The sequence below is a fragment of the Paraburkholderia unamae genome (assembly GCF_003096875.1).
Lineage (GTDB): Bacteria > Pseudomonadota > Gammaproteobacteria > Burkholderiales > Burkholderiaceae > Paraburkholderia > Paraburkholderia unamae.
This window is the reverse complement of record NZ_QEOB01000001.1, coordinates 780,823-796,859: the sequence shown is the minus strand read 5'-3', so window position 1 is coordinate 796,859 and position 16,037 is coordinate 780,823. Positions and strand designations below refer to the sequence as shown.

The window sequence follows — 16,037 nt, the reverse complement described above, 5'->3', positions numbered from 1 at the left end:
GTAGGCGTTTGGAGCGGCTTGCAACCCGCAAGCGGACCCCGCGATTACACCAGATACGCCGCCGCCTCTCTCTCGAAAACCTTCGAAACGCGCGTCGCGACGCCCGGCAAGGCTACTGACAGCACGCTGTCAGCAGGCCCCCTGCACACTGCTTCTACGCCATCCGGCGAGGCCGCCGCCGCCCGGCTGCCGCCACCTACCGTCCGCCGTAGCTTACGAGGAGTGTACCGTGTCAACCGATCTGTCCCGTGTGATCTCGTGGTTCGAAATCCCCGCGCACGACCTGGAGCGCGCCGCCCGCTTTTACGAAACCGCTTTCGACACCGCACTGCAACGCGAGGTGGTCGGCGGCGTGCCCATGGCGCTTTTCGCGCACACCGAAACGGAAACCGGAGGCTGCATCGTGTTCAATCCGCACGACGCCAAGCCTGACCCGAAGGGCGTGCTCGTGTATCTGAACGCGCAGCCCTCGGTCACGGCCGTGCTCGACCGCGTGCAGAAGGCGGGCGGCAAGCAGCAGGGGCCGGCCGTCGAGTTGCCGAACAACTTCGGTTATATCGGCTTCTTCATCGACACCGAAGGCAACCGCGTGGGCCTGCACGCGCCCAAGCTCGGTTAAGCGCGAACCGCGGCGCGCGGGCGGCGGTATCATTCGCGGCTAAAGGGCTTATGGTGTTTCTCGTGCCTATCGTGCCCAAAGTGCCCAAAGTGCTTACGGTGCCTAACGTGCTTATCGTCCTTATGCCGCTCACCGCGTCCGACCTCGCACCCACCCTGCCATGACCCGTCGCGCCGACCGCCTCTTTCGCATCGCCGAACTGCTGCGCGGCCGGCGCCTCACCACCGCGCAGCAACTCGCCGAATGGCTCGAAGTCTCGCCGCGCACGGTGTATCGCGACGTGCGCGACCTGCAACTCTCGGGCGTGCCGATCGAGGGCGAAGCGGGCATCGGCTACCGGCTCGCGCGCACGGCGAGCCTGCCGCCGCTCACCTTCACCGCCGACGAACTCACGGCGCTCGCCGTGGGTGCGCGCATGGCCGAATCGTGGGGCGGTGCGGCGCTCGCGAGCGGCGCTCGGGGCGCACTCGCGAAGATCGCCGCCGCGATGCCCGCGGAAAAGCGCGCCGTGCTGGAACGGCTTGCCGTGTTCGCGCCCGCGTATCACATGGACCCCACGTTCTCGGACAAGCTCGACGCGCTGCATCGCGCCGTGGATACGCGGCTCGTCGTGCGCTTCGCCTACTGCGACCGCATCGGCGCGCATACGGAGCGGCGCATCTGGCCGCTTGGCCTCGTGTACTGGGGCGCGCAATGGACCGTGGGCGCATGGTGCGAAATGCGCGAGGACTTCCGCAATTTCAATATCGCGCGCATGGAAAACGTGGACGTGCTCGAGCCGTTTCCCGACGTGAGCGGACGGCGTCTCGCCGATTATCTGCGGCGCGTGAATGCGCCTTCGCTGTGAAGCATTCAAGCGCTCGCCAACGAAAAAGGCGCGCATCGCTGCGCGCCTTTGGCGTAGGTTCGAAGCCGGCAGCGCTTACTCCACCGCCTTCACCATCTCCTCGATCACCTTCTTCGCGTCGCCGAACACCATCATGGTTTTATCCATGTAGAAGAGTTCGTTGTCGAGACCCGCGTAACCGGCCGCCATCGAGCGCTTGTTCACGAGGATCGTGCGCGCCTTGTACGCCTCGATGATCGGCATGCCCGCGATCGGCGACTTCGGGTCGTTCTTCGCCGCGGGGTTCACCACGTCGTTCGCGCCCAGCACGAGCACCACGTCGGTCTGGCCGAACTCGTTGTTGATGTCCTCCATCTCGTACACCATGTCGTAGGGCACTTCCGCTTCCGCGAGCAGCACGTTCATGTGGCCCGGCATGCGGCCCGCTACGGGGTGGATCGCGTAACGCACGTCCACGCCCTTCTCTACGAGCTTGTCCGTCAGTTCCTTCAACGCATGCTGCGCGCGCGCCACGGCAAGACCGTAGCCCGGCACGATCACCACGCTTTCGGCGTTGCCGAGCATGAACGCGGCGTCATCGGCCGAACCCGACTTCACCGGACGCTGCTCCTGCGCGCCGCCCGCCGTCGCCGCACTCGCCTCGCCGCCGAAGCCGCCCAGCAGCACGTTGAAGAACGAGCGGTTCATCGCGTGGCACATGATGTACGAGAGAATCGCGCCCGACGAGCCCACCAGCGACCCCGCGATAATCAGCATCGCGTTGTTCAGCGAGAAGCCGATGCCCGCCGCCGCCCAGCCCGAGTACGAGTTCAGCATCGACACGACCACGGGCATGTCCGCGCCGCCGATCGGGATGATGATGAGCACGCCCAGCGCGAACGCGATCAACGTCATGATGATGAACGGCAGCCACGACTGCGTGATGAAGAACAGGACGCCGAAGCCGATCATGCCGAGCGCGAGCATCAGGTTGATCAGATGCTGGCCGGGGTAGACCACGGGCGCGCCCTGGAACAGGCGGAACTTGTACTTGCCCGAGAGCTTGCCGAAGGCGATCACTGAGCCTGAGAACGTGATCGCACCGACGAACGTGCCGATGAACAGTTCGATGCGGTTGCCGTACGGCAGGAAGCCCGGATACGGCGCATCCTCGGCCACCAGCCCGAACGCGGCAGGCTCGGAAACGACCGCATACGCAATGCACACCGCCGCAAGACCGATCAGCGAGTGCATGGCCGCGACCAGTTCCGGCATCTTCGTCATCTCGACGCGCGCCGCGACAAAAGCGCCAAGCCCGCCGCCCACCACGAGCGCGCCGAACAGCAGTGCAAGCCCCAGCCCGAGGTTCGAGCCGAACTGTGCGGACTCCTTCGCGATCAGCGCAAGCGTGGTGAGAATGGCAATGGCCATGCCGACCATGCCGAACAGGTTGCCGGCGCGTGCGCTCTTGGGATTGGATAACCCCTTGAGCGCCTGGATGAAGCAGACCGACGCCACCAGATAAAGGAGCGTAACGACATTCATGCTCATTTATGCGCCCTCCTTGGCCGGAAGCTTCTTCGGTTCCTTCTTGCGGAACATCTCCAGCATCCGCCTCGTAACGAGGAACCCGCCGAACACGTTCACGGCCGCGAGCAGCACGGCAAACGTGCCGAAGAACTTGCCCGCGCCGCCCACGGTGAGGCCCGTGGCGAGCATTGCGCCGACGATCACGATCGCCGAGATGGCATTGGTCACGGCCATGAGCGGCGTATGCAGCGCGGGCGTGACGTTCCAGACCACGTGATAGCCCACGTACACAGCCAGCACGAAGATGATCAGGTTGATGACGGTATGGTTGATGACTTCCATTCTTGTTCTCCTCCTCGTCATGCCTTGCGCGCGACAGCGCCGTCACGGGCCAGCAGCGTGGCCGCGACGATGTCGTCCGCGAGATCGATGTTGAGCGCGCCTTCCTTCGTGACGATGAGCTTCAGGAAGTCGAGCAGGTTGCGCGCGTAGAGCGCCGAGGCGTCGGCGGCGACCATCGAGGCAAGGTTCGTGTAACCGCAGATCTGCACGCCGTGCTGCATCACCACCTTGTCGGCCTCGGTGAGCGGGCAGTTGCCGCCGCGTCGGCCGCTGGCCTGATCGGCAACGGGGCCGCGCCCTGCCGCGAGGTCGATGACCACCGAGCCGGGCTTCATCGCCTGCACGGTTTCAGAGGGCAGGAGCGTCGGCGCATCGCGGCCCGGAATCAGCGCGGTCGAAATGACGATGTCGGCCTGCTTCGCGCGCTCGTGCACCAGCGCCGACTGGCGCGTGAGCCACGAGGGCGGCATGGGGCGCGCATAGCCGCCCACGCCTTCCGCTGCTTCGCGCTCCTCATCGGTTTCGTAGGGCACGTCGAGGAATTTCGCGCCGAGCGACTCGATCTGCTCTTTTACCGCCGGGCGCACGTCCGAGGCTTCGATCACCGCGCCCAGGCGCTTCGCCGTGGCGATGGCCTGCAAGCCCGCCACCCCCGCGCCGAGAATCAGCACGCGCGCGGCTTTCACCGTACCGGCGGCGGTCATCAGCATCGGCATGAAGCGCGGATAGAGGTTCGCCGCCACGAGCACCGCCTTGTAGCCGGCGATATTGGCCTGCGAGGACAGCACGTCCAGGCTTTGCGCCCGCGTGGTGCGCGGCGCGGCTTCCAGCGCGAAGGCGGTGACGCCCGCCTCGGCAAGCTTCGCGGCGTTCTCCGCGTTAAAGGGATCGAGCATGCCGACCAGCACGGCGCCGCGCTTCATGAACGGCAGTTCGCTGACGGTGGGCGACTGGACCTTGAGCACGAGTTCCGCGCCAAACGCCGTGGCGGCGTCGGCAACCTGCGCGCCAACGGCCGTATAGGCCTCGTCGGGATAGCTCGCGCCAGTGCCGGCGCCCGCCTGGATCGTGACCGTATGGCCCTGTGCGACGTACTTCTTGACTGTCTCCGGCGTCGCGGCCACGCGGGTTTCGTTCGCCCGCGTCTCGGCAGGCACTCCAATATGCATTGTTGTTTCCTCCTCGCCTTCTTGTTCTATCTGTTCTGGCTCGATTCGAGCGAAGGGAGGCCGGCAAAACGGCGTTGAAGCGCCGGCATCCATTGCAACGGCAAAACGTCGGCACCACTTTAACCGAAAGCAGCAGCGCGCTTATAGCGGGAATTGCCCGCTTTTGTGCGTTGCACACAACATCCCGCGCCGTCCGACCGGACGGTCGGGAGAACCAGGCATGTGGGACCGGCAGCCATCCCGTCAGGTTGGCAAACGATCCGGCCCCGGGCACCGTTTGCGGCGTGCCGGTAAAATACCGGCCCATGAATGAGGAAACCTGGGCACCCCACGTCACCGTGGCCGCGATCGTCGAGCGCGACGGGCGTTTTCTGCTCGTCGAGGAGCACACGGGCGCCGGCCTGCGCCTGAACCAGCCCGCCGGGCATCTGGAAGCGGGCGAGACGCTGCACGAGGCCGTGGTGCGCGAAACGCTCGAGGAAACCGCGTACGCGTTCACGCCCGAGGCGCTCGTCGGCGTGTACATGACGCATTTCGGCAAGCCGGGCGAGAGCGGCGCGACGTATCTGCGCTTCACGTACTGCGGCAGTGTCGCGGCCGAGCCGGAAAACCGCGCCCTCGACCCGGACATCGTCCGCACGGTGTGGATGAGCGCAGACGAGTTGCGCGCGGCGAGCGAGCGTCATCGCACGCCGCTCGTGATGCGCTGCGTCGACGATTACCTCGCAGGCAAGCGCGTGCCGCTGGATTTCGTCCAGACGCACGCGACGGCGCCCAAAACAGGCGCGGGACCCAAGCGCTGAACAAGGCAGCAAGGCAATGAGCAAACGTAAAGTGGTGGTAGGCATGTCGGGCGGCGTCGATTCGTCGGTTACCGCATGGCTGCTCAAGGAGCAGGGGTTCGACGTCGTCGGCCTCTTCATGAAGAACTGGGAAGACGACGACGACGGCGAGTACTGCTCGACGCGTCAGGACTGGATCGACGTCGTGTCGGTCGCGGACCTGATCGGCATCGACGTGGAAGCCGTGAACTTCGCCGCCGAGTACAAGGACCGCGTGTTCGCGGAGTTCCTGCGCGAGTATTCCGCGGGCCGCACGCCGAACCCGGACGTGCTGTGCAACGCCGAGATCAAGTTCAAGGCCTTCCTCGACCACGCCATGTCGCTCGGCGCGGAAACGATCGCCACGGGCCACTATGCGCGCGTGCGCCAGAACCCCGAGCGTGACGGTCGTTTCGAACTGCTGAAGGCGCTCGACCATACGAAGGACCAGTCGTACTTCCTGCATCGCCTGAACCAGGCACAGCTTTCGAAGACGATGTTCCCGCTCGGCGAGATTCCCAAGACGAAGGTGCGCGAGATCGCCGAGCAAATCGGTTTGCCGAACGCGAAAAAGAAGGATTCCACAGGAATCTGCTTCATCGGCGAGCGGCCGTTCCGCGACTTCCTGAACCGCTATCTGCCGACCAGGCCCGGCCCGATGATGACGCCCGACGGCAAGGTCGTGGGCGAGCACATCGGCCTGGCGTTCTACACGTTCGGGCAGCGCAAGGGCATTGGCCTCGGCGGCAGCAAGGACGGCAGCGGCGAAGCATGGTTCGTGGCGGGCAAAGACATGGCGTCGAACACGCTCTATGTCGTGCAGGGCCACGACCATCCGTGGCTGCTCGCGCACGAACTGCGCGCGGGCAACGTGAGCTGGGTGGCGGGCGAACCGCCCGCGCAGGATCATGCGTGCGGCGCGAAAACGCGCTATCGCCAGGCCGACGCGCCCTGCTCGTTCCACACGGCCGACGAATTCGGCGCGGGCCAGTTCACGCTGCGCTTTCCCGACGCGCAATGGGCCGTGACGCCCGGCCAGTCGGCGGTGCTCTATGACGGCGACGTGTGCCTGGGCGGCGGCATCATCGAAGCGGTGACCACGCTCGAGCCGCACATCCCGGCCGTGCCGCCGCCCGAAGCGCCGAAGAAAAAGAAGCGCGTGGCGCGCAAGAAGCCTGCGGCAGCGGCACCGTCAACAACGGCTGCATGACGCCGGCCACGGCAGGCCAAACGTAAGGAATAACAAGGCGGCGCGCAAGGCGCCGCTTTTTTTACGTCAGACTTTTTCGCCTTGCCCGCAGATCCCTCAAGCACCCTGCCCGATTCCCGGCCAGATTCACGAACTTGCGGCATCATTCCCGCAAGCCGCGCCCGGCAACCCGCGCGGCTGACGCGCACCGCCCCTTTACGAGAGGATGCAGGCGCGCGCATCAAATCAAGTTCGAGGAGTTCCCCCCAATGTTTTCCCGACGTTATCTCGCCATGTGGGGCGCGGTGCTGCTGCTTGCAGCCTGCGTCGCCGCCGCGGCGCTCCATCATCTGTCGTGGTACTGCGTGATCGTGCCCGCGCTGCTCGTTGCGCTCGGCATCTACGACATGTTCCAGGAGCGTCACGCGATCCTGCGCAACTATCCGATCTGGGGCCATCTGCGCTTTCTGTTCGAGTTCGTGCGGCCCGAGATCCGCCAGTACTTCGTCGAGGACGACACCGACGAAAAGCCCTTCTCGCTCGCCCAGCGCAGCCTCGTCTACCAGCGCGCGAAGAACGCCGTCGACAGCCGCCCGTACGGCACCGAGCTCGACGTGAAGGCCGTGGGCCACGAGTGGATCAGCCACTCGCTCGCGCCCACCAAGCTCGAAGGCAGCGACTTTCGCGTACTCGTGGGCGGCAACCGCGCGCATCCCTATTCGATGTCGATCTTCAACATCTCGGCGATGAGCTTCGGCGCGCTCTCCGCCAACGCGATCCGCGCGCTCAACATGGGCGCGAAAAAAGGCGGCTTCGCGCACGACACGGGCGAAGGCTCGATGTCGAAGTATCACCGCGAGAACGGCGGCGACATCATCTGGGAAATCGCCTCGGGCTACTTCGGCTGCCGCAATGAAGACGGCACCTTCAGCGCCGAGAAGTTCCAGCGCCTCGCGGGCGAACCGCAGGTGAAGATGATTGAAGTGAAGCTCTCGCAAGGCGCGAAGCCCGGCCACGGCGGCATGCTGCTCGCGGCGAAAGTCACGCCGGAGATTGCCGAAACACGCGGCATTCCTATCGGCAAGGACTGCGTCTCGCCCGCGCGCCATTCGGAATTCTCCACGCCGCGCGGTCTGCTCGAATTCGTCGAGCGTCTGCGCAAGCTCTCGGGCGGCAAGCCCACGGGCTTCAAGCTGTGCATCGGGCATCCGTGGGAGTTCTTCGGCATCGCCAAGGCCATGCTCGAAACCGGCATCCTGCCCGACTTCATCGTCGTGGACGGCGCCGAAGGCGGCACGGGCGCCGCGCCGCTCGAATTCACCGACCATATCGGCACGCCGCTCCAGGAAGGCCTGCTGCTCGTGCACAACACGCTGGTGGGCATCGGCCTGCGCGACAAGATCAAGATCGGCGCGAGCGGCAAGATCATCACTGCATTCGACATCGCGCGCACGCTCGCGATCGGCGCGGACTGGGTCAACTCCGCGCGCGGCTTCATGTTCGCCGTGGGCTGCATCCAGGCACAGAAGTGCCACTCCGACCGCTGCCCGACCGGCGTCGCCACGCAAGACCCCGTGCGCCAGCGTGCGCTGAATGTGCCCGACAAGGGCGAGCGCGTCTTCAACTTCCATCACAACACGCTGCATGCGCTCCAGGAGCTGATCCAGGCCGCCGGTCTCTCCAGCCCGTCGGATCTGCGTGCGCATCACATCGTGCGGCGCGTGTCGTCGTATGAAGTGAAGCTGATGTCGGAACTGCTCAGATACCTGAAGCCCGGCGATCTGCTCGAAGGCCGCTATCGTTATCAGCTGTATGAGAAGTGGTGGCCGGTTGCGCGCAGCGATTCGTTTGCGCCGGCCGAGGAAAAGATCGCCTGAGACATGGCGATCGCGCCGCCGCAATGAGGGGGCGCGGCGAATCAGGAGTCAGAGGGCGCGCCTGGCGCGCGTCCTGCTGCGAACGCCCGGGGGCAATGCCATGCCGCGCCGGGCGTTGTCACGTTAGAAGCCCGTTAGTTTTGCGGCACCGTGTCGATGAACGACTGGCGCTGCGAGAGCTTCTCGTAGTGGCGCGCGAGATTCGGATGCGTCTCGCGCCAGTTCAGATCCGGCACGCGGAAGTCGAGATAGCCGAGCGCGCAACCCACGGCGATATCGGCGAGCGAATAGCGGTTGCCCGCGCACCACGTGTTGCCGCCCAGCCCCTTCGCCATCGCGTCGAGGCCTTCATGAATCTTGCGCTCCTGGCGCTTCACCCAGGCTTCGTTGCGCTGCTCCGGCGTGCGCTGCGTGCCTTCGAGGCGAATCAGCACGGTCGCGTCGAGCATGCCGTCGGCGAGCGCTTCCCAGCAACGCACTTCGATGCGCTCACGGCCCGCGGGCGGAATGAGCTTGGCCACGGGCGACAGCATGTCGACGTATTCGCAGATCACGCGCGAGTCGAACACGGCCTCGCCGTCGTCCATCACGAGACACGGGACCTTGCCGAGCGGGTTGAAATCGTGGATCGCGGTTTCCGCGGTCCACACGTTTTCGAGCACCAGCTTGTAGTCGATTTTCTTTTCGGCGAGCGTGATCCGCGCCTTGCGGACATACGGGCTGCCGAGCGAACCGATAAGTTTCATCGCACCTGCCTTTTCTGGAATCCGGCCGAAGTATACGTGGTATTCACCTTTTTCTGACGCGTAGTCTGATTTTCGTCAGCTTTTTTCCGACAGCTAATGTCAGCGAAAGACGACAACGGCACTGGCCGCGTCCCTTTGTAGTGAGGCGCTACAATCACAGCATGGACTCGAACCCGTCGACCCTCAGGCAAACCGCCCCGGCCGCCACTGGCGAAACCCACCCCGCTGCCGACGTGCAGCACGGCCCCGACGGCGGCGCCGCGCTCTATCGCGCGCGCCGCGAACGCGTGCTGGCCGCGCTGCGCGCGCAAGGCGGCGGCGTCGCGCTCGTGCCGACCGCGCCCGAAGCGCTGCGCAACCGCGACGCCGATTATCCCTACCGGCACGACAGCTACTTCTACTACCTCACCGGCTTCACGGAGCCCGAGGCGCTGCTCGTGCTCGACGCGAACGCGGGTGAGAACCAGCCCGCCGCGGTCCTGTTCTGCCGCGCGAAGAACGTCGAGCGCGAAACGTGGGAAGGCTTTCGCTACGGACCCGACGGCGCACGCGAGGCGTTCGGCTTCGACGCCGCATTCCCCTTCGACGAACTCGACACGCGCATCCCGCAGCTCATCGCGAACCGCCCGGCGCTGCATTACGCGCTCGCGGGCTCGGAGCGCTTCGATGCGCAGGTGAAGCGCTGGATCGACGCGGTGCGCGCGCAAGGACGCAGCGGCGTCACTGCCCCCGCCGCCGCGTACGACCTGCTGCCGCTTCTCGACGACATGCGTGTGATCAAGGACGCGCACGAACTCGACACGATGCGGCGCGCCGGGAAAATCTCGGCACTCGCCCACGTGCGCGCGATGCAAACCTGCCGCCCCGGCATGCGCGAATACGAAATCGAAGCCGAGCTGCTCTATACGTTCCGCAAGCACGGCGCGCAGGCGCCGGCCTACGGCTCGATCGTCGCTGCGGGCGCGAACGCCTGCGTGCTGCACTATCCGGCAGGCAACGCCGTGGCGCGCGAGGGGGACCTCATCCTCATCGACGCCGCGTGCGAGCTGAACGGTTACGCCTCCGACATCACACGCACGTTCCCTGCGGGCGGCCGCTTCACGAGCGCGCAGCGCGAGCTTTACGACATCGTGCTCGCCGCGCAGCAAGCCGCCATCGACGCCACGCGCGCCGGCGTGAATTTCGAGGCGCCGCACGAGGCCGCCGTGCGCGTGCTCGCACAAGGGCTGCTCGATACGGGCATCGTCGACCGGCAGCGCTTTGCGAGCGTCGACGACGTGATCGCCGAGCGCGCCTATGCGCGTTTTTACATGCACCGCACCGGGCACTGGCTCGGTATGGACGTGCACGACGCGGGCGATTACCGCGAGCGCGGCGCAGCGAAAAGCGCGGAGAATCCCGACGCCCCGCCGCCCTGGCGCACGCTGCGAGCCGGCATGACGCTGACGATCGAACCGGGCCTCTATGTCCGCGCGGCCGAGGACGTGCCCGAGCGCTACTGGGACATCGGCATCCGTATCGAGGACGACGCGATCGTCACCGAAACCGGTTGCGAACTCATCACGCGCGACGTGCCCGTGGCCGCCGATGCAATCGAAGCGCTGATGCAGAACGCACAAGGCCGCGCCTGACGCGCGCGAAGACTCCAGACGAAGCGAAGCAAACGACATGAACGCAGTTTCCGGCGGCGCGAACGCGCCTACGCCGTTCGATCACGACGTGACGATCGTCGGCGCGGGTCCGGTGGGCCTCGCGCTCGCGGGCTGGCTCACTCGGCGCAGCGCCACGCAAGGGCTTTCGATCGCGCTGATCGACGCGCGCGAGCCCGAAGACAGCGCCGGCGACCCACGCGCGATCGCCGTCTCGCAGGGCAGCCGCACGCTGCTCGAAGCGCTCGCGTGGCCGCACGACGCGACGCCCATCGAGCGCATCCATGTTTCGCAGCGCGGCCATTTCGGGCGCACGCTGATCGACCGCCACGACTACGACCTGCCCGCGCTCGGCTATGTCGCGCGCTACGGCGCGATCGTGCAGTCGCTCGCGCAAGCCGTGCGCGGCACGGGCGTGCACTGGCTCCATCACGCGCAGGCGCATGATCCGGTCGTCGAACACGACGGCGTGACGCTGCCCGTGTTGAGCGCGGGCGTCGAACGGCGCTTGCGCACGCGCATTCTCGTGAACGCCGAAGGCGGACTGTATCGTCCGCAAGCGCAGCGTCCGGTGGAAGACGAAGCCGACGAAGGCGACGCAAGCAACAACCGCGACACCGCCAGCGCCCCGCCCGCGCAGGCGCGCGGCGACATCAAGCGCACGCGTGACTATGGCCAGACGGCGCTGGTCGGCGTGGTCACGCTGTCCGCGCCGCAGCCGCACGTGGCGTGGGAGCGCTTCACGAACGAAGGCCCGATTGCGCTGCTGCCGATGGGCGGCGTGCGCGGCGCCGATTACGCGCTCGTGTGGTGCTGCTCGCCGGCGCAGGCCGAGCGCCGGGCGCAACTGAACGACGCCGATTTCCTCGCCGAGCTCGGGGTCGCGTTCGGCCCGCGCATGGGGCGCTTCACGCAGGTCCACGGGCGCGCGGCGTTCCCGCTCGGCCTGAACGCGCTCGACGCGCTGGTTTCGGGTCACGGCCGCATCGCGGCGGTTGGCAACGCGGCGCAGACGCTGCATCCGGTGGCCGGCCAGGGCCTCAATCTCGGCCTGCGCGACGCCCACGCACTCACCGATTCCCTCGCGCAGCATGGCGCGACGCCGCGCGCGCTCGCCGATTTCGCGAGCCGCCGCGCGTTCGACCGGCGCATGACGATCGGCGCGACCGATACGCTCGCGCGACTGTTCACCGTCGATTTCGGCCCGCTCGCCACGCTGCGCGGGCTCGCGCTCACCGCGCTGGAATTCGCGCCGCCCGTGAAAACGGCGCTCGCGCGGCAGATGATGTTTGGGCAGCGGAGTTAGCAGCGCCATCACGGGGTCGAATCACATTTCTTTAAAGGGCTTTAAAGCGCTTCACCCCGCCGCAAAACAAGACCAGGGTCCGCTTAGCGCGACCTGCCATCTCGTTAACGCTAAAATACGCGTTTCCCCTTTTCAAATACACGCCGCCCGCCGCGCCAGCCGGAATTTCATCCGGGTCGCGGCAACCGGCTTCGCACGCGCGTCATGTTCACTATCGGCCGTCACACCCTGCGTAATAACCTGTTCGTCGCCCCCATGGCGGGTGTGACCGACCGGCCATTCCGTCAGTTGTGCAAGCGCCTTGGCGCGGGCTACGCGGTTTCGGAGATGGTCGCCTCGAACGCGCAGCTCTGGAAAAGCGAAAAAACCATGCGCCGCGCCAATCACGCGGGCGAAGTCGAGCCGATCTCCGTGCAGATCGCCGGGGCCGACCCGGAAATGATGGCCGAAGCCGCGCGCTACAACGTAGCCAACGGCGCGCAGATCATCGACATCAACATGGGTTGCCCGGCCAAGAAGGTCTGCAACGTTGCGGCCGGCTCGGCGCTCCTGCAAAACGAGCCGCTCGTCGCGCGCATCGTCAAGGCCGTGGTCGACGCCGTGGGCGTGGGCCCCGATGCCGTGCCCGTTACGCTCAAGATCCGCACCGGCTGGGACCGCGACAACCGCAACGCGCTCACCATCGCGCGCATTGCGCAGGATTGCGGCATCGCCATGCTCACCGTGCACGGCCGCACGCGCGCCGACCTCTATCACGGTGAAGCGGAGTACGAAACGATTGCCGCGGTCAAAGCCGCCGCGGGCATTCCCGTGGTCGCCAACGGCGACATTACGTCGCCCCGCAAGGCACACGAGGTGCTCGCGCTCACGGGCGCAGATGCCATCATGATCGGCCGCGCGGCGCAGGGACGCCCGTGGCTGTTCCGTGAAATCGAACATTTCCTGGCGACGGGCGAGCTGCTGCCGCCGCCGCGCGTGGACGAAATCCAGTCGATCATGAATGAGCATCTGGAGGACCACTACGCGTTTTATGGCGAGTTTACGGGTGTGCGTACTGCGCGCAAGCATATCGGCTGGTACACTCGCGGCCTTTGCGGCGCCAATACGTTCCGGCATCGTATGAATACGCTGGACACCACGCGCGAGCAGCTCGTCGCCGTCAACCAGTTCTTCGACGAGCAGAAGGCGCGTTCCGAGCGCCTCGTCTACGTCGACGACGAGAACAACAGCGGCGATGACGGCAACGACGGCGGCGAATCAACCGATCGACTGGCAGCATGAGCAAGCACAACATCGAAAAATCCGTCCGCGAGAGTCTTGGCATTTATTTCCAGGATCTCGACGGCAGCAATCCGCACGACGTCTACGAAATGGTGATGGCGTGCGTCGAAAAACCGATGCTCGAGGTGGTGCTCGAGCAGGCAGGCGGCAATCAGTCGCTGGCCGCCGAGTATCTCGGCATCAACCGCAACACGCTGCGCAAGAAGCTCCAGCAGCACGGCCTGCTGTAACGCCGCTGCGTTTTACTGGACTTTCGGCGCGGCCCCCTCGATCTCTCGGCAATCTACCTCGTTACTCATCATGATCAGGCAAGCGCTCATCTCCGTTTCCGATAAGGCCGGCATCGTCGACTTCGCGAAGTCGCTGTCGGACCTCGGCGTCAAGATTCTCTCGACCGGCGGCACCGCGAAACTGCTCGCGGACGCGGGCCTTTCCGTCACCGAAGTGGCCGACTACACCGGCTTTCCGGAAATGCTCGATGGGCGCGTGAAAACGCTGCACCCGAAGGTCCACGGCGGCATTCTCGCGCGCCGCGACCTGCCCGAGCACATGGCCGCGCTCGAAAAGCACGACATCCCGACGATCGACCTGCTCGTCGTGAACCTCTACCCGTTCGTCCAGACGGTGTCGAAGGAAGAGTGCACGCTTGAAGACGCGATCGAGAACATCGATATCGGCGGCCCGACCATGTTGCGTTCGGCGGCGAAGAACCATCGCGACGTGACCGTGGTGGTCGACCCGGCCGACTACGCGAAGGTGCTGGAAGAGATGCGCGCGAACGGCAACACCGTGAGCTACGCGACGAACTTCCGCCTTGCGACCAAGGTGTTCTCGCACACCGCTCAATACGACGGCGCGATCACGAACTACCTCACGAGCCTGACCGAAGCGCTCGAGCACAAGTCGCGCAACACCTACCCGGCCGTGCTGAACCTCGCGTTCGACAAGGTCCAGGACCTGCGCTACGGCGAGAACCCGCACCAGAGCGCCGCGTTCTACCGTGACCTCTCGACGCCCGCCGGCGCGCTCGCGAACTACACCCAGATCCAGGGCAAGGAACTCTCGTACAACAACATCGCCGACTCGGACGCGGCATGGGAATGCGTGAAGACGTTCGACGCCCCCGCCTGCGTGATCATCAAGCACGCCAACCCGTGCGGCGTGGCGATCGGCACGAACGCGCTTGAAGCCTACTCGAAGGCATTCCAGACCGACCCGACCTCGGCGTTCGGCGGCATCATCGCGTTCAACCGCGAAGTGGACGAAGCGGCGGCCCAGGCCGTGGCGAAGCAGTTCGTCGAAGTGCTGATCGCGCCGTCGTTCTCGGATGCCGCGAAGACCGTGTTCGCCGCGAAGCAGAACGTGCGTCTGCTCGAAATCGCGCTCGGCGATGGCCATAACGCGTTCGATCTGAAGCGCGTGGGCGGTGGCCTGCTCGTGCAATCGCTCGACGCGAAGAACGTGCAGCCGCACGAACTGCGCGTGGTGACGAAGCGCCACCCCACGCCGAAGGAAATGGACGACCTGATGTTCGCATGGCGCGTCGCCAAGTTCGTGAAGTCGAACGCCATCGTGTTCTGCGCGAACGGCATGACGATGGGCGTGGGCGCGGGCCAGATGAGCCGCGTGGACTCGGCACGCATCGCCAGCATCAAGGCGGAAAACGCGGGCCTCAAGCTCGCGGGCACGGCCGTGGCCTCGGACGCGTTCTTCCCGTTCCGCGACGGCCTCGACGTGGTGGTGAACGCGGGCGCGACCTGCGTGATCCAGCCGGGCGGCTCGATGCGCGACGACGAAGTGATCGCCGCCGCCGACGAGCACAACATCGCGATGGTGATGACGGGCATTCGCCACTTCCGTCACTGATCTTCGCCGCTCTGGTTTCATTCGGTTGCATGCGGCGCGTGACCTGCACGTGACGCGCCGCCTGTGCAAAGCCCGCTGGACGCCAGTCTCGCGGGCTTTTTCTTTGCGCGGGACGCCTGGGTCGCCCGCGCCTTCAAGGCTCGCGGCATCTGTGCCGTTCGTTGTACCATCGCAGGCACATCCGCATTTCCCGCATTTCATGAGAATTCTCGGCATCGACCCCGGCTTGCGCGTCACCGGCTTCGGCGTGATCGAACGTCACGGCCATCAGCTCACGTACGTCGCAAGCGGCGTCATCCGTACCGCCGATGCCGATCTGCCCACGCGCCTCGGCACCATCTTCGAAGGCGTCTCCACGCTGATCCGCCAGCACGCGCCCGACCAGGCCGCGATCGAAAAGGTCTTCGTCAACGTCAATCCGCAGTCGACGCTCCTGCTCGGCCAGGCGCGTGGCGCGGCCATTTGCGGACTCGTCTCGGGCGGCGTGCCGGTGGCCGAGTACACCGCGCTGCAACTCAAGCAGGCCGTGGTCGGCTATGGCCGCGCGACCAAGGAACAGATGCAGCAGATGGTCGTGCGCCTGCTCGCCCTCACGGGCGTGCCCGGCACCGACGCCGCCGACGCGCTCGGCATGGCGATCTGCCATGCGCACAGCGGCGATACGCTGGCCACGCTCGGCGGGCTCGCGCCGGCGCTCGCGAAGAAAGGCGTGCGGGTGCGGCGCGGGCGTCTGATTGGCTGAATGCCCGGCGGCTAGACGGGCATAAGCGCCCTGGCCGAACGATCAACGTTCCGGCTGCGCGCTCCGCGCGGCCC

15 protein-coding genes are annotated in these 16,037 nt (G+C 66.0%); 11 read left to right on the top strand and 4 right to left on the bottom strand.

From position 1 onward, the window contains the following. The first annotated feature begins 229 nt into the window (after positions 1-229). Both C7402_RS03550 and C7402_RS03545 read left to right on the top strand, forming a co-directional pair. Positions 230-619 carry a VOC family protein gene (locus tag C7402_RS03550; protein WP_112171908.1) on the top strand — a complete coding sequence of 130 codons (390 nt, stop codon included), beginning with the start codon at positions 230-232 and terminating at the stop codon, positions 617-619. Between the two features lie 160 nt (positions 620-779). After that, on the top strand, positions 780-1,466 hold the full coding sequence (locus tag C7402_RS03545) for a helix-turn-helix transcriptional regulator (RefSeq protein ID WP_116609610.1): 687 nt from the start codon (positions 780-782) through the stop codon (positions 1,464-1,466). A gap of 75 nt (positions 1,467-1,541) precedes the next feature. On the opposite strand, the gene C7402_RS03540 is transcribed toward C7402_RS03545, so the two are convergent. The 3 genes from C7402_RS03540 to C7402_RS03530 are packed head-to-tail and all read right to left on the bottom strand — an operon-like array spanning position 1,542 to position 4,486. Then, a complete protein-coding gene (locus C7402_RS03540; RefSeq protein ID WP_116609609.1) occupies positions 1,542-2,996 on the bottom strand; it encodes an NAD(P)(+) transhydrogenase (Re/Si-specific) subunit beta in 1,455 nt (484 codons plus the stop codon). Continuing rightward, the gene (locus C7402_RS03535) at positions 2,997-3,317 is read right to left on the bottom strand and encodes an NAD(P) transhydrogenase subunit alpha part 2 (RefSeq protein ID WP_112171911.1); all 321 of its coding nucleotides are present in this window, start codon (positions 3,315-3,317) and stop codon (positions 2,997-2,999) included. 17 nt (positions 3,318-3,334) lie between these two features. Beyond that, a complete protein-coding gene (locus C7402_RS03530) occupies positions 3,335-4,486 on the bottom strand; it encodes a Re/Si-specific NAD(P)(+) transhydrogenase subunit alpha (protein ID WP_116609608.1) in 1,152 nt (383 codons plus the stop codon). A gap of 305 nt (positions 4,487-4,791) precedes the next feature. Between C7402_RS03530 and C7402_RS03525 the strand changes: the two genes are divergently transcribed. The 3 genes from C7402_RS03525 (at position 4,792) to C7402_RS03515 (ending at position 8,373) form a co-directional block, all read left to right on the top strand. Continuing rightward, positions 4,792-5,289, top strand: a complete 498-nt coding sequence (locus tag C7402_RS03525) for an NUDIX hydrolase (RefSeq protein ID WP_116609607.1) — start codon at positions 4,792-4,794, stop codon at positions 5,287-5,289. Positions 5,290-5,305: 16 nt separating this feature from the next. Further along, positions 5,306-6,517: a tRNA 2-thiouridine(34) synthase MnmA gene (mnmA, locus tag C7402_RS03520; protein WP_116609606.1), complete on the top strand. Its 1,212-nt coding sequence runs from the start codon at positions 5,306-5,308 to the stop codon at positions 6,515-6,517. A 248-nt stretch (positions 6,518-6,765) separates the two neighbouring features. After that, positions 6,766-8,373: an FMN-binding glutamate synthase family protein gene (locus tag C7402_RS03515; RefSeq protein WP_116609605.1), complete on the top strand. Its 1,608-nt coding sequence runs from the start codon at positions 6,766-6,768 to the stop codon at positions 8,371-8,373. Between the two features lie 134 nt (positions 8,374-8,507). Here C7402_RS03515 and C7402_RS03510 read toward each other — a convergent pair whose 3' ends face one another. Next, a complete protein-coding gene (locus tag C7402_RS03510; RefSeq protein ID WP_112171916.1) occupies positions 8,508-9,119 on the bottom strand; it encodes a glutathione S-transferase C-terminal domain-containing protein in 612 nt (203 codons plus the stop codon). Between the two features lie 161 nt (positions 9,120-9,280). On the opposite strand from C7402_RS03510, the gene C7402_RS03505 reads away from it, so the two are divergent. From C7402_RS03505 to ruvC, 6 genes are all read left to right on the top strand, one after another. Then, on the top strand, positions 9,281-10,750 hold the full coding sequence (locus tag C7402_RS03505; protein ID WP_116609604.1) for an aminopeptidase P N-terminal domain-containing protein: 1,470 nt from the start codon (positions 9,281-9,283) through the stop codon (positions 10,748-10,750). Positions 10,751-10,787: 37 nt separating this feature from the next. Further along, positions 10,788-12,074, top strand: a complete 1,287-nt coding sequence (locus tag C7402_RS03500; RefSeq protein WP_116609603.1) for a UbiH/UbiF/VisC/COQ6 family ubiquinone biosynthesis hydroxylase — start codon at positions 10,788-10,790, stop codon at positions 12,072-12,074. 204 nt (positions 12,075-12,278) lie between these two features. Then, positions 12,279-13,355, top strand: a complete 1,077-nt coding sequence (gene dusB / locus C7402_RS03495; RefSeq protein WP_116609602.1) for a tRNA dihydrouridine synthase DusB — start codon at positions 12,279-12,281, stop codon at positions 13,353-13,355. Beyond that, complete coding sequence (locus C7402_RS03490) at positions 13,352-13,585, top strand: Fis family transcriptional regulator (RefSeq protein ID WP_112171922.1); 234 nt, start codon at positions 13,352-13,354, stop codon at positions 13,583-13,585. The genes dusB and C7402_RS03490 overlap by 4 nt, the downstream gene beginning before the upstream one ends. A 70-nt stretch (positions 13,586-13,655) precedes the next feature. Continuing rightward, complete coding sequence (purH, locus tag C7402_RS03485; protein WP_116609601.1) at positions 13,656-15,221, top strand: bifunctional phosphoribosylaminoimidazolecarboxamide formyltransferase/IMP cyclohydrolase; 1,566 nt, start codon at positions 13,656-13,658, stop codon at positions 15,219-15,221. A 199-nt stretch (positions 15,222-15,420) separates the two neighbouring features. Continuing rightward, positions 15,421-15,963 (top strand): crossover junction endodeoxyribonuclease RuvC, encoded by a 543-nt coding sequence (gene ruvC / locus C7402_RS03480; RefSeq protein WP_112171924.1) that lies wholly within the window; start codon positions 15,421-15,423, stop codon positions 15,961-15,963. Positions 15,964-16,037 lie beyond the last annotated feature (74 nt).